The organism is Acidobacteriota bacterium (assembly GCA_039028635.1).
Taxonomy (GTDB): domain Bacteria; phylum Acidobacteriota; class Thermoanaerobaculia; order Multivoradales; family JBCCEF01; genus JBCCEF01.
Genome location: JBCCHV010000096.1, coordinates 1 through 12,810 on the forward strand (window position 1 = coordinate 1; position 12,810 = coordinate 12,810).

A 12,810-nucleotide genomic window follows, 5' to 3' on the forward strand; every position below is an offset into this window, starting at 1 on the left:
CTGCGCGCGGTGCTCGGAACTCGCCTGGGGGTTGGTGGCTTCGGGGGGCGCGATTTGTCTTCCAAGGTTCTCTGCTTCGGGTCTCTTGGTGGGCTCAGACATCTGCGCTCCGTGCTCGTTCGGCGGGGGCTGGCCGGCTCCGTTGAATTGGATGGAGGTGTCGCTGGGCGTGGGGAGCGGTGGATATGCGGCCGGCTCCGTGGGTGTGGGGAGGAAGTGCTGTGCGGCTCGACTCTTGAGCGCACGAGCGCCGCTTTACTTCTGCCCTCAGCACCAATCACTGGTACTCGTCGCTGCCCAATGAGTCATCTGCGCTGCTCTGCTGATTCGCCATCGGGGCGAGGCGAATTGGAGCAATCGCCCCACTGCGGAACTTCAGTGGGTCGAAAGGTCGCATGGGTGCGATCTAGCCCGCCCTTCTCCCGAGAGGCCGTAGGTTCTTGAAGATGCAAGGCACCCGTCGCTGCCACGACGCAGCCGTACTCTATGTACTGCGAGGAGAGCAGGCGACGGAAAACGCAGCAGATTCGGGGACATACGGACTCGCAGCGGAAAGCTCGTGAGAAGGGCGGGCTAGCTCCTGTGAGCTCGGCGCCATGCGCTTGGGGGGTGCCCATGAAAGCGCTTGAAGGTGCGGTGAAAATGGGAACGGCTCGCGAAGCCGACGCGGAACGCTATCGCCTCGATCGTCTCGTCGGTATCCAGCATGAGCTGCCGAGCCACGGCGAGGCGCGAGCCAGCGATCCAATCGGTGACACTGCGCCCGGTCTCTCGCTTCACCGTATCGGAGGTGTGAGAGCGTGACCGAGCCACGTGTCGGGCGACGTCGGCCAGCGAGATGCTGTCGAGTGCATTGGCGGAGATGAAGGCCAAGGCTCGAGAACAGAGTGACTCACCATGGCTTTGTTCATGGGAGCCGATCGTGGCGCTCGCACGATGGATCGCGACCGCGATTCGGATCAGCTCCGCCTCGACGACGAGCTCATGACCGGAGTCGCTAGTCTCCAACTCGTGCTCGATGTTCTCCAGCGCTCCGACCACCATCGCGTGGGTGCTCGAAGAGAGTTGTCGCCGGGCCGAAGCCCCTCGCATCACGGCCCTGAACGCCTGGCTCAGAAAGTCGAGCCGACCCGCGGCGTGATGTAGGCAAGAGGCGCAGAGTGCGATGCCCAAGGCGACCGCGTCTTGGCAGGAGACGAGGTAGTGGGGCGTGCCCTCGGGAATCAGCAGTACGTCGCCCTGGGAGAGCGAGTAGGTCGCGTTGCTCCACATCGAAGCTCGTCCTTCGATGAGAGTCAGGAGTACGGCTTCTGGATGAGCCACCGGCTGGGGTGTCGTCGGCTTTCGTAGGGAGTACCGGGCCACGTGCACCGTTCGGTGCTCCAACGCAATGGTCTTGAGACGGGTCATCGAACAAGTGATCAGTGAGCGACCGTCAACGCGATGGCCATGCTCGCACCGGCCCGTGCGCCTTGGGCCGCGGCTTCAACCACTTGTTGTGCGGGCATGGTCAGGTCTCCAGCCGCCCACAGCATGGGATGTTCTGTCGCGCCACGCTCGTCGACGACGACATATCCACGTTCGTCCAGCTCGAGGTCGAGGTCAGCCACGAGGCTGCACTGCCGCTGCTCTGCGATCACAAAAAGCCCTTCGCGCTCGAGAGCGGTTCCATCGGCAAGCAGAATCTCGCGCAGCTCTGAGCCTGGTCCTGAAAGTCGCTCGATCCGCGACGTGAGGATGGGGATGTCGAGCGCAGCCAGTGCCTCGGCCGTCTCTTTCGGAAGTTGTTCGCCGTGGGTGAGCACCACCACATCCCGCGACCAGCTTCTCAAGAGAGGTGCGATATGTCCCGCGGACTCGTTGGAGCCGAGGACAGCGAGTGGCCGGTCCCGCATTTCCCAGCCGTGGCAGAAGGGGCAGTGATGGATCGAGGACCCCCAGCGCTCTTGGTAGCCGGGAATCTGCGGATGCTGGTCGATGACGCCGGTGGCGACGAGCGCAGCGCGGGCCGTGATCACTTTTTCTCCTGCCAGCTCCGCCTGCCATCGCTCGCCCGAGCGCGACAGTCGCTCGACGGTGGCGCTCCGCCGTTGTACGGATGGGTAGGCTGCCATTTGCTGCCAGGCGATCGTCCGAAGATCAGCCGGTGGCAAGCCGTCGCGAGTCAGGAAGTTGTGCATTGCCTGAGAAACGGCGTGTCGAGGATTCCCTCGGTCGAGCACGACAACGCGCTTGCGCGCACGGCCGAGGTACAGGGCGGCGCTCAGACCTGCGGGTCCGCCGCCAACGATGATTGCGTCGTAGTCGTCTTGGTTTTTCATTGCCATAGCGGTGGAGGAAGTGCTGAGAGGTCTGAAGGCCTCGAATCCAGCCAAAATGAAAAGGCCCGCCGCCCTCTGCAGGAACGACCGTCGGGTTCGGTTCGAAGGCAGAGCGGGTCATCGTCGTTCATCCTGGGTTGAGATCAGGGCCCGTTCATCGGTGCCCATTTCCCTGCTGATCGAAAGCCTAGGCCTGTTGTTTGGCGCCGTCTAGTGCTCATTTTCGGGTTTTTGTGCCCGATCTTTCGCACGATTCCCTGCAGCGGCGGTGCGCTGCCGGGACCGACCTCTTGGAGCGGCCGGATTGTCTTGGAGCGTTTTCGCCAGTGGCCGTGGAACCGAGCTCAGCCCTCGGCCAGCGGGAGGCGGACCTGGACTTGGGCGCCCCCTTGGGGGTGGTTGCTGGCCTGGATGTTGCCGCCGCGGCCCTCGACGATGGCGCGGGTGATGGCGAGGCCGAGGCCGGAGTGGCCGTTCTTCTGGTCGTCCTGGCGGTAGGAGAAGAAGCGGTCGAAGATGCGGTCGATGTGCTCTGGGGGGATGCCCGGGCCGTGGTCGCGGACGGTCATCAGCGCCTGGTGGCCGTCGGCTTCGAGGGTGAGGCGTACGGGCTGGTCCGGAGGCGAGAAGCTGAGGGCGTTGTCGAGCAGGTTTTCGACCACCTGGGCGATGCGCTCGGGGACGGCGGTGATGGTCAGCGCCGGGATGTCGCCGAGCTCGATGGCGGAGCCGCGCAGGCGATAGCCGTCGGCCACCGCCTGGAGCAGCTCGTCGAGGCGGAAGTCGACGACTTCGCCCTGCTCGAGGCCGGCGTCGATGCCGCTGATCTCGCGCACCGCCGAGAGCAGGTGCTCGAGGCGCTTGCCCTGTTTGAGGATGACCTGCTGGAAGCGCTCCCGGTCGGCAGGCTGCTCGACGTCGCCGAGCATTTCGGCGGCGGTGCGGATGGAGGCGAGAGGGTTCTTGAACTCGTGGGAAAGGTCGGCGGCGAAGGATTCGGTGAGGCGGGCGCGCTCTTCGAGGCGGCGGGTGAGCTCTTCGAGGGCGCGCGCCAGGTCGCCGATCTCGTCGGCTTTTTCGGAGCCCTGGAAGCGACCCTTGAGGCGGCCCCGGCGATCCACCAGGTCACGGGCCTCGTCGCGCAGGCGCACCAGCGGCCGGGCGATGGTGGTGGCGACCAGCAGGGAGAGCACCACGGCGGCGACCAGCGAGGCGAGGAAGACGCGGAAGATGTTGAGCCGTACGGCCCCCAAGGAGCGCAAGATGCGGGCCGTCGATTGCGACACCAAAACCGCGCCGACGACTTCGCCCTGGTCGACGATCGGAATGGCGCTGTGGAGCATGGTCACGGCGCGCTCGTCGACGCCCCTGCCGGGGATGACTCGCAGGTCGGCGCCGTAGCGTCCGGCGAGGGCTTCCTGAACGGCCGGTCCACGTAGTGGTGCGTTGGCGTCGGCGTTCCAGTACAAACCGGCCTGGGCGCCCGGCAGGTCGGGTCGCGGGCGCAGCCGCCGGTAGAAGCGATAGACGTCGGTGGCGAGCTCGTAGAGGCGGTCTTGGGGCTCGCCGCCGGTGCGGCTCGCCTTCGCGGAGGTTGGGCTGAGGTCGCGGCGCGGTCCCAGGCGGCTGGAATCGGCGATCACCAGGCCGGCGGCGTCGATCACCCGCAGGCGTGCCTGGAGGCGGCGGTTGAGCTCGATCAGGAGACGGTCGGCCTCGGCGGCGTCGAGACTGCCGCGGCCGGAGAGGGCGGCGGCCATCAGGCGCGCCTGCTGCACCATGGCGCGCTCCTGGGAGTCGAGGAGCTGGCGCTCGTAGGTGTCGAGGGAGAGAAAGCCGGCCACCGGCAGGAAGACCAGCAGCAGGTTGAAGGCCAGCAGTCGGAGGGTGAGGGGTGATAGCAACCCCTTGCCCTTCAAGCGCCTCCCCTGGAACGCAATGGCATGGTCCGTCGCCCTGTCAGGGACTGCCGGCTTCGAGCTCGCGGTAGCGGTAGCCGAGGCCGTAGACGGTCTCAATGGCGTCGAACTCGGGGGCCGCCGTCATCACCTTCTTGCGCAGCCGTTTGATGTGGCTGTCGATGGTGCGCTCGCTGATGTAGGTGTCGTGGGGGTAGCCGTCTTCGATGAGCTGCTGGCGGGTCTTGACGTGACCCGGCCGGCGGGCCAGGGAGCACAGGATCAGGAACTCGGTGACGGTGAGGGGCAGGGGCGTGTCCCGCCAGCGCGCCTGGTAGCGGTCGAGGTCCATCTCGAGGGCCCCGACCTGCACCAGGCGATCGGCCGGCGCCGGCGTCGAGCTCAAGGCCAGGCGGCGGAAGAGCACCTTGACCCGGGCGAGCAGCTCGCGCATCGAGAACGGCTTGCACAGGTAGTCGTCGGCGCCCAGCTCGAGGCCCAGCACGCGGTCGAACTCCTCGTCCTTCGAGGTCAGAAAGACGATTGGCAGGTGCTCCGAGACGGCGCGCAGCCGGCGGCAGAGCTCGAGGCCGTCCATGCGCGGCATCAGGATGTCCAAGATGGCGAGCTGGGGAGCCGAGCGGGCGCCGTTTTCGAAGGCCCCTTCGAGAGTCTCCCAGGCGGTGGCGCCGTCCGGGTAGACGTCGACCTGGTAGCCCTCGCGGCGCAGCGCGAAGCCGACCGTGTCGCGGATGTCCTCTTCGTCGTCGACCAGGACGATGGAGCCATTGGCGGTGGGATCAGCTTTGTTCATGGCATCAATGTAGACGAGCGACGGCGCTCGAGACAACCGCTCGCGGGCGATGCCTGGAGCTTGCCATATTCCGCCTCGGTTCGGCCTCGCGGCGGTTCGACCGCTGCCATCGTCCAGCGGTGGGATGGCTCGGCCGACCCCGTTGCCGAAAGATCTCGACGATCGCGACCTCGCCCGCCGGTGAGGTCGGAGACGGGGCCGGCGCCATGATTCGAGAGCCTGATCGATGCCGTCCCGACCCACCCGCGATCTCGTCCTGACCCTTGCCGGCGGGGCTCTCTACGGTGCCGTCCTGGGCTCCTGGGGCGGCGGTGATCTGGCCCTCTACGCCGCCCTCAAGCTGCCCCTCGCGCTGCTCCTGACGGCGGCTTTCACGCTGCTCTTCAACACCTTGGTGGCGCGCCTTCTGGGCGAGAACCTCACCCTCGGCGAAGTGGTGCGCCTCAACCTGGCGGCCTGTGCCGTGATGGCGCTGGTGCTGGCCGCCCTGGCGCCGGTGGCGGCGCTCTTCACCTGGACCTTCGAGGCGCCGTCGCCGGAGGCCCGCACGGCCCACAACCTGCTCTACCTGCTGCACGTCTTGCTGGTGGCCCTGGCGGGACTCGCCGGCACCTTCGCGCTGCGCGCTCAGTTGCGGCGGCGCAGCCGAGTCACGTCCGGCTGGCGCGGTGGGCGCCTGTTCGCGATCTGGGTCATCACTCTGGCCCTGGTGGGAGGCGAGGTCACCTGGGCGCTGCGGCCCTTCGTCGGCAGCGTCTACGAGCCCGTCACTTTCCTGCGTCGAGACGCCTTGAACGGCAATGTCTATGAGTTCATCTGGCGCGACATCGTGCCGTACCTGGCGACGTCGCGCCGATCCCGAGATTCATCCCGAGAGGGGGAGCCCCATGTCCGAACCGCCGACCGAGCAAGCCGCGAACCAACCGCCGAGATCCGAACCCGGGAGTGAGCCGCGGGGAATCTTGGGTCGTCTCTTGACCGGCCCCGCGGAGCTTGTCGCCGAGGGCGACGGTCGGGTGCTCGGCCGCCTGTTGATCGGCGCGCTGATCTGCTTCGGCGTCTATGGCGCCCTCGCCGGGTTCTTCGAGCCGCAGGGAGGTCAGGTCCTGATAGCGACCTTCAAGGCGATGCTGATTCCTGTCTTGGCATTGCTCCTCTGCGCTCCCAGCTTCGTGGTCTTCCACCTGCTCTCCGAAGAACCGCTGCCGAGCCGGCTGCTGCCGCGCCTGCTGGTCGCCTATGCCGCCTTCTGTGGCCTGGTGCTGGTGGCGTTGGGGCCGGTGGTGTGGCTGTTCTCGGTGAGCAGCCGCTATCTCGGTTTCGTCACCCTTTTCCACTGCTTCGTGTGGGGCGTCGTGCTGCTCCTCGGCATTCGCTTCCTCACCCGGGCGGCGGGCTCGGCGCGTTTTCTCGGCCAGCTCATCGTCTGGTCGGTGCTGGTCGGCGTGGTCACCCTGCAACTCGTCGCCTACCTCGGGCCGGTGCTGGTGAAGCACCCCGAGGGCCAGACCTTCCCGCTCGAAAAGGGCTCTTTCTTCACCCGCTTCGGCGAGGCCATCGATCACCACGCCGAGGAGTGATGTAATTCAAGTCTACTTCCTTTGGTTGACATTTTGCGTCAACTTAGTTGCAATTTCTTGAGTCGAGTTGAGATGGGACTCAGCCCAGGATGCAATAGCTCTGTTACCGATGAGCTTGGCGACTCTAAGTGCTCCTTTGGCAGAGGTGAGACCCCCTGGGTCAATCTCAAGTGCCGCAAGGTATAGTTCTAGGGCGCGTTCGGGTTGTGCTAGGGACTCAAAGCACTGGCCTGCCATGAATGTCGCTATCTCCGTTCCGGGAGGTCCGAGCGACCTGGCTCTTAGATATGCATTCGTGGCGTCTTTGATCTTTGATTTTAAAAGGAGAATTTCGCCGAGCTCTAGCCAGGAACGTGGGTTTTGTGAGTCTATTTTGAGAGATTTTCTTGCCCAACTCTCTGCAAGGTCAAAGTCCTTGTTCCAAATGGCCTCTTTCGATCTACTCTCGTAGACAGGCTGCAGTATCTCATCTGCGCAAAGACGTTCCAGGGTCGATTTTCGACTCATAGCTAGAGCAGCTTCTTCGGCCATGTCCATTTTTAATCTGACGAGCTCCCTGTTGTTCTGAAGCATTGGGGAAAAGGCGGCGCTCCGATGGCATCTACTCGTTAGAGCTAGGTATTCTTGGTCACTGACCACGCCTTTAAGAGCCTCAGTCGATTCTGTGAGCATTGGTTCGAGCTCGGAAACTAGTCTTCTGTTTGGTGCAATCTTTCCGTAGTAGACGACTAGCTGGTATAAAGAATCTGCTCGAGTTTTCGTACCTTTCTTGCATTCATATGAGAGGGCTTTGAGTAGCTCAAGACCTCCATTGCTTTCTCCGTAATCAAGATCCAGCATGTATCTGGAAATTGCTATCTTATAGGCTAACTGGGATTTGAGTGAACTCTCTGGGTTGTCCGTTGGTGTTATATGCCTATTCTTCCAGATGACTTCTCTGTAAAGGCAGAGTTTGACGAGAAGATTTGTTGTAAGTATTTTTTGCGGATCACTCAGGTATCTATATTCTCGAGTGAGTTCAGTTAGCTTGGCCCACTGGGGCGTTCGGAGGTTTTCTGCTAAGTCAGTTGAGAATTCAATGTTGAATTCTGGAAGCCTTGTTTCTCTGGTCAGAATTCTTCGGAAGGAATTGAAGATTAGGCTTTGCACTAGGGGGCGGGGGATGTGTTCGGATTCTTGACAGCGAGCAGCATTCTCGTAGGCAAGAGAGACTCCGCGAACGTGGAACGGCCCTGCGCTGGCTGGCGAGAGATCTAGGTAGGGCCTATACAGGGAGGCCTTGTGTGACCCACATCGGTCGATTGAATTGAAGTGAATCATTTATATATTTATAGTATTTCAATCAAGATGCCACTGGCCGTTCAGGTCAGTGGCATCAGGGGGCGACATTAGGCTTTTACTCCCACATGCAAGCGTTCGCCTTGCTTACTGTGACTGACTGGTACATTGAAAACTCGAAAGTCTGCATCACTTCTGATCACCTCCTTTCTTTGATGGATGTTCAATTAGCATATCATGATGGGCAAAATTTAATGCAGGTCGGAATTTTGCTTCAGCCTGGTACAGTCGGGGCCCTGCCATGGCGAGCCTCGAAATCCCAACTCTGGAAGCTTCCCGGGCCGCCCGTTCGCGCCTCGGGGAGCGGGTTCGCGAGACTCCCGTCTGGCGCTGGTCCGGTGGTGAGCTCGAGGCCCTTCTCGGCGCCCAGACAGAGGTCTTCGCCAAGCTCGAGCTGCTGCAGGTCACCGGCACCTTCAAGGCCCGGGGGGCGCTGCTCAACGTGCTCGATCTCCCTGCAGGGCAGGGGCTGACGGCGGTCAGCGCCGGCAACCACGCCATCGCCGTCGCCTACGCGGCGCACGCCACCGGGCGCCACGCCAAGGTGGTGATGCCGGCCAACGCCGACCCCTACCGGGTCGCCAAGTGCGGAGCTTTCGGCGGCGAGGTGGTGCTGGCGGCGAATGTTCACCAGGCCTTCGAGGAAGCCGGTCGCATCGAGCGCGAGGAGGGGCGGTTTTTCGTCCACCCTTTCGATGGTCCGGCGACGGCCCTCGGGACCTCGACGGTGGGTCTCGAGCTGTGCGATCAAGTACCGGACCTCGAGGCGGTGGTGGTGCCCACCGGCGGTGGCGGGCTGCTCGGCGGCATCGCGGCGGCGGTGCGCCAGCGGCTGCCGCAGTGCGAGGTGATCGGTGTCGAGCCGGAGGGCGCCGACACCATGCACCGCAGCTTCGCCGCCGGCGGGCCGCAGGCCATCGAGCGCGTTGCGACGATCGCCGACAGCCTGGGGGCACCGCACGTCGCGGCCTACAGCTTCGGCCTGTGCCGCCGCTTCGTCTCCCGCCTGGTGAAGGTCGACGACGCGGCCCTGCGCCAGGCCATGGGGCTGCTCTTTCGCGATCTCAAGCTGGCCGTGGAGCCGGCGGCGGCGGCCGGTCCGGCGGCCCTGCTCGGACCCCTTCGGGAATCGCTGCGAGGTCGGCGGGTGGCCTTGATTCTGTGCGGCACCAACCTGTCGGCGGAGCGCTTCTCGGAGCTGCTCCTCGGGGCGCCACCATGAGGCGCTATGTGGCGCCTCTGCGGGTCCTGGTCGGCGGCATCTTTCTCGCCTTCGGTCTCAACGGCTTCTTCTCCTTCGCCCCCATGCCCGAGCTCGGCGGTGACGCCGGAGCCCTGCAGGAGATCTTGCGGCGGCAGGGCTTCACCACCGTCGTGCTGGTGCTGCAGATCGCGGCGGGGGCGCTGCTGTTGATCGATCGCTTCGTGCCCCTGGCCTTGATCGTGGTGGCGCCGGTGCTGCTTAGCCTGGTGCTCTTCCATCTCTTCCTCGAGCCGGTGATGCTGCCGCTGATCCTGGTGCTGGCGGCTCTGGTGATCTTCCTTTTCTGGTCCTACCGTCCCTCCTTCGTCGATCTCTTGGCGTCGCGCGCCGAACCCCATTCCTAGCCCGGCCTTCTCACGAGCTTTCCGCTGCGCGTCCGTATGTTCCTGAATCTGCTGCGTTATCCGTCGCCTGCTCTCCTCGCAGTACGTCGCGTACGGCGGCGTCGTGGCAGCGACGGATGCCTTGCGTTTTCAAGAACCTACGGCCTCTCGCGAGGAAACCTCGTGAGAAAGGCGGGCTAGATCCCGCGGCCGATGGCACAGCAGGAGCGCGAAATCGAGTCTGCCGGAGAGCGGCCCCGAGGACGCTGGGCGCCCTCGCCGTCGGGCCTCCTCCATGTCGGCAGCGCGCGCACTGCGCTGGTCGCCTGGCTGTCGATCCGCGCCGCCGGCGGTACCTTTCTGTGGCGTCTCGAAGACCTCGATCCGCCGCGGGTGATGGCCGGCGCCGCCGAGGCGGGGATGGAGGATCTCCACTGGCTGGGTCTCGACTGGGACGAGGGCTGCCGGCGCCAGGGCGGCGAGGAGGGAGCCTTCGGGCCTTACGCTCAATCGCGGCGCGGTGACCATTACCGCCACGCCCTCGTCCGCCTCGCCGAGGCGGGGCGGCTGTTCCCCTGTCGCCGCACGCGGCGCGACCTGCAGGATCTCGCGCGAGCGCCCCATGGTGCTCCCCAGGGCTCGCCCTATCCGGATCGTCTCCGACCGCGCGACCTCGGCGCCGGCTGGTGGCGGGATGACGCCGCGGTGGCCGATGCGGCACTGCGCTTCCGGGTCGCCGCCGACGAGGTAGTGTTCGAAGATCTGCTCTATGGCGAGCAGCGGGAGCGGCCGGATCGCACCGTCGGCCATTTCGTGCTGCGCCGGCGTGACGGACTTTTCGCCTACCAGTTGGCGGTGGTGGTGGACGATCTGGCGATGGAAATCGACGAGGTGGTGCGGGGAGAGGACTTGCTGGCCTCGACGGCGCGGCAGATCCAGCTCGCCGAGGCCCTGGGCGGTGCCGCACCGCGCTTCGGTCACGTGCCCCTGGTGCTCAACGGAGAAGGAGAAAAGCTCTCGAAGCGCGACCGGGGGCTGACCCTGCGGGCGTTGCGCGACGGCGGCTGCGAGGCGGCCCAGGTGACGGGCTATCTCGCCGCCAGCCTGGGCCTGATCGACGAGCCACGGCGCTGCCACCCGCAGGAGCTGGTGGCGAACTTCTGCTGGCGCCGTTTGAATCGGCAGGATCACCGCTTGCCGGACGATCTGCTGCCGCCTCTGCGTCGAATCCGCTGACTCCGAGTTCACACCTGCGCCCTCGCGGCGTTTGAAGGTCGTGGCCGCTTCGCGGCCGGGCCTGAAACGACCGGGAGGCGACGGGAATGATGAGAGTGGCGTGCTGGACGTTGGCGTTGTTTCTGATGGCGATGGCGGCAGAGGCAGTGCCCTGCGTCGCCGACGATGTGCCGGCGGCGACCCTGTTGCTGCCCTACTTCGAAGTCGATCTCGATGATCCCGAGAGCGTCACCACGCTCCTGTCGATCAACAACAGCTCGGCGGCGCCGGTGCTGGTCCACTTGACCTTGTGGACCGATCTCTCGGTCCCGACGATCGATTTCGACCTCTATCTCTCCGGCTACGACGTGCAGTCCCTCAATCTGCGCGACGTCTTCGCCGGCGTGCTGCCCCAGACCGGGCCCGCTGACGAGCTCAGCCCGTTGGGAGCCTTTTCGGATCCCCATGCGGTGCCGGAGAGCTGTAGCGGCGGCTTTCCGATCGGCAACGTTCCGCCCTCGTTGGTGCGCTTGCTCGAAGAAGCCCACACGGGGCAGCCGGTGGCGCGCTTCGGTGGCCTCTGTGCCGGCACCGCCCAGGGCGATCGCCTGGCCCGCGGCTACCTGACGGCAGACGTGGTGAGGGAGTGCAGCACCGACTTTCCCGACACGCCGGGATACTTCGAAAACGTCGCCGGCTTCGACAATGTGCTGTGGGGCGATTTCTTCTTGATCGATTCGCGGCAGGGCTTTGCCCATGGCGAGACCCTGGTCCACGTCGAGGCCAACCCTGGCCAGTACTTGCCCGGTGACTACACCTTCTACGGCTCCTCCGTCGCCTTCACCGCCGCCGACCAGCGCGAGCCGCTGGCCTCGGTGATGGCGATGCGCTTCCTCAACGGTGGCCCTTTCGACGGCGGTACCGATCTGCTCTGCTGGCGCGATCCCAAGACGGCGGGGACGCCCTTCGACTGCGGCAATCTGCCGGCGCCGTTGCCCTTGGGCCAGGGACAGGTGGTGATCTTCGACGAAAGCAGCAATCCCGCGCTGGTTCCCGAGAGCCGCATTTCGCCGAGCGACGAGCCGGAAACCCCCGCCATCTGCCCGTTTTGCGCCCAGCGCCGCGAGGTCGATTTCACCGACTTCGCGAGCGGCTGGCTCTACCTCGACCTCAACCACTCGCTGGCCTTCGGCGAGCCCGTCGGCGGTGTCGGCCAAGCCTGGGTGACGCCGTTGGTGTCGGCGGAGGACCGCTACACGGTCGGCTTCGATGCGCTGTCCTTGGTGCACGCCTGCGACGGTTTGCCGACGGCCGCCCCCGGCGACTGACGATCTTGCGGGACGCTGTACGAGGCGCCGACATCAGGGCGCTGGCGACGGACCTCCTCGGCCGGGTTTCCCACCGGAATCCCGGCCTCTTTTTCAGCGCCGGTCATCGCCCGGCGTCCTACAATGGTGGCGTGCTCTGCTGATTGCGATCGACGAGGAGAAACCCACCATGCAACCGGCCCCGGTCAAACCCACCATCGCCTTTTCCGTGCTCGACCAGATCGACGTTCGCGTCGGCACCATCACCGCCATCGAAGAGGTTCCGAAGTCGAAGTCCCTGATGCGTCTGCGGGTCGATCTGGGAGATCAGCAGCGCACCATTCTGGCCGGTATCAAGGGCGAGCGCGAGGACCCCGGCGAGCTGGTCGGCCAGCAGGCCCTCTTCGTGGTCAACCTCAAGCCCAAGAAGATGATGGGTGAGGTCTCCGAGGGCATGCTCTTCGACATCGGCTACGCCGACGGCGTGCGGCCGGTGCTCGCCACCCCCGAGGCCGCCGTCCCCAACGGCACCCGCGCCGGCTAGCAGGATGCTGAAAAAGTCGCGTGACGACTTATTCAGCGCCTGCTGTTTATTTCAGGGGGGCTAAAAGGCGCCCCCCTCAGGCGCGCGCGCATGTCGCGCGCCTTCACCCCCGTCCTCGGCGCCCTCGGCGCCGCCTCGCCCGCTGGGCTCGGGGTCCCACGCGGGCCGGAAGTCCTCGAACCTGAACTTTTTCAGCAACCTGCGAC

Annotated in this window: 12 protein-coding genes; 7 read left to right on the forward strand and 5 right to left on the reverse strand. The window is 65.0% G+C overall.

What is annotated here, in order from left to right; genetic code table 11:
• Positions 1-573: 573 nt before the first annotated feature.
• The 4 genes from AAF604_24085 to AAF604_24100 all read right to left on the reverse strand — a co-directional run bounded on the left by AAF604_24085 (position 574) and on the right by AAF604_24100 (position 5,033).
• Positions 574-1,272: an AraC family transcriptional regulator gene (locus AAF604_24085; protein ID MEM7052766.1), complete on the reverse strand. Its 699-nt coding sequence runs from the start codon at positions 1,270-1,272 to the stop codon at positions 574-576.
• A gap of 149 nt (positions 1,273-1,421) precedes the next feature.
• Entirely contained in the window at positions 1,422-2,321 is a 900-nt protein-coding gene (locus tag AAF604_24090) for an NAD(P)/FAD-dependent oxidoreductase (GenBank protein ID MEM7052767.1), read from the reverse strand.
• A gap of 344 nt (positions 2,322-2,665) precedes the next feature.
• On the reverse strand, positions 2,666-4,225 hold the full coding sequence (locus tag AAF604_24095; protein ID MEM7052768.1) for an ATP-binding protein: 1,560 nt from the start codon (positions 4,223-4,225) through the stop codon (positions 2,666-2,668).
• 55 nt (positions 4,226-4,280) lie between these two features.
• The gene (locus AAF604_24100; protein ID MEM7052769.1) at positions 4,281-5,033 is read right to left on the reverse strand and encodes a response regulator transcription factor; all 753 of its coding nucleotides are present in this window, start codon (positions 5,031-5,033) and stop codon (positions 4,281-4,283) included.
• Between the two features lie 226 nt (positions 5,034-5,259).
• Between AAF604_24100 and AAF604_24105 the strand changes: the two genes are divergently transcribed.
• Positions 5,260-5,982 (forward strand): hypothetical protein, encoded by a 723-nt coding sequence (locus AAF604_24105; GenBank protein MEM7052770.1) that lies wholly within the window; start codon positions 5,260-5,262, stop codon positions 5,980-5,982.
• Between the two features lie 13 nt (positions 5,983-5,995).
• Entirely contained in the window at positions 5,996-6,613 is a 618-nt protein-coding gene (locus tag AAF604_24110) for a hypothetical protein (GenBank protein MEM7052771.1), read from the forward strand.
• A gap of 12 nt (positions 6,614-6,625) precedes the next feature.
• Here the strand turns inward: AAF604_24110 and AAF604_24115 are convergent, their stop codons facing one another.
• The gene (locus AAF604_24115) at positions 6,626-7,933 is read right to left on the reverse strand and encodes a hypothetical protein (GenBank protein ID MEM7052772.1); all 1,308 of its coding nucleotides are present in this window, start codon (positions 7,931-7,933) and stop codon (positions 6,626-6,628) included.
• Positions 7,934-8,192: 259 nt separating this feature from the next.
• On the opposite strand from AAF604_24115, the gene AAF604_24120 reads away from it, so the two are divergent.
• The 5 genes from AAF604_24120 to AAF604_24140 all read left to right on the forward strand — a co-directional run bounded on the left by AAF604_24120 (position 8,193) and on the right by AAF604_24140 (position 12,604).
• On the forward strand, positions 8,193-9,173 hold the full coding sequence (locus AAF604_24120) for a pyridoxal-phosphate dependent enzyme (protein ID MEM7052773.1): 981 nt from the start codon (positions 8,193-8,195) through the stop codon (positions 9,171-9,173).
• Positions 9,170-9,559, forward strand: a complete 390-nt coding sequence (locus AAF604_24125; GenBank protein ID MEM7052774.1) for a hypothetical protein — start codon at positions 9,170-9,172, stop codon at positions 9,557-9,559. Before AAF604_24120 ends, AAF604_24125 begins: the two co-directional genes overlap by 4 nt.
• Before the next feature lie 192 nt (positions 9,560-9,751).
• Entirely contained in the window at positions 9,752-10,774 is a 1,023-nt protein-coding gene (gene gluQRS / locus AAF604_24130; GenBank protein MEM7052775.1) for a tRNA glutamyl-Q(34) synthetase GluQRS, read from the forward strand.
• Positions 10,775-10,860: 86 nt separating this feature from the next.
• Entirely contained in the window at positions 10,861-12,081 is a 1,221-nt protein-coding gene (locus AAF604_24135) for a hypothetical protein (GenBank protein MEM7052776.1), read from the forward strand.
• Positions 12,082-12,250: 169 nt separating this feature from the next.
• Complete coding sequence (locus tag AAF604_24140; GenBank protein MEM7052777.1) at positions 12,251-12,604, forward strand: tRNA-binding protein; 354 nt, start codon at positions 12,251-12,253, stop codon at positions 12,602-12,604.
• The last annotated feature ends 206 nt before the right edge of the window (positions 12,605-12,810 follow it).

What these genes read in the sequence shown, in the direction of transcription:
- AAF604_24100 (MEM7052769.1), bottom strand. Translation starts at nt 5,033, where the DNA reads ATGAACAAAGCTGATCCCACCGCCAATGGCTCCATCGTCCTGGTCGAC.
- AAF604_24090 (MEM7052767.1), bottom strand. Translation starts at nt 2,321, where the DNA reads ATGAAAAACCAAGACGACTACGACGCAATCATCGTTGGCGGCGGACCC.
- AAF604_24085 (MEM7052766.1), bottom strand. Translation starts at nt 1,272, where the DNA reads ATGTGGAGCAACGCGACCTACTCGCTCTCCCAGGGCGACGTACTGCTG.
- AAF604_24140 (MEM7052777.1), top strand. Translation starts at nt 12,251, where the DNA reads ATGCAACCGGCCCCGGTCAAACCCACCATCGCCTTTTCCGTGCTCGAC.
- AAF604_24105 (MEM7052770.1), top strand. Translation starts at nt 5,260, where the DNA reads ATGCCGTCCCGACCCACCCGCGATCTCGTCCTGACCCTTGCCGGCGGG.
- AAF604_24115 (MEM7052772.1), bottom strand. Translation starts at nt 7,933, where the DNA reads ATGATTCACTTCAATTCAATCGACCGATGTGGGTCACACAAGGCCTCC.
- AAF604_24125 (MEM7052774.1), top strand. Translation starts at nt 9,170, where the DNA reads ATGAGGCGCTATGTGGCGCCTCTGCGGGTCCTGGTCGGCGGCATCTTT.
- gluQRS (MEM7052775.1), top strand. Translation starts at nt 9,752, where the DNA reads ATGGCACAGCAGGAGCGCGAAATCGAGTCTGCCGGAGAGCGGCCCCGA.
- AAF604_24135 (MEM7052776.1), top strand. Translation starts at nt 10,861, where the DNA reads ATGATGAGAGTGGCGTGCTGGACGTTGGCGTTGTTTCTGATGGCGATG.
- AAF604_24120 (MEM7052773.1), top strand. Translation starts at nt 8,193, where the DNA reads ATGGCGAGCCTCGAAATCCCAACTCTGGAAGCTTCCCGGGCCGCCCGT.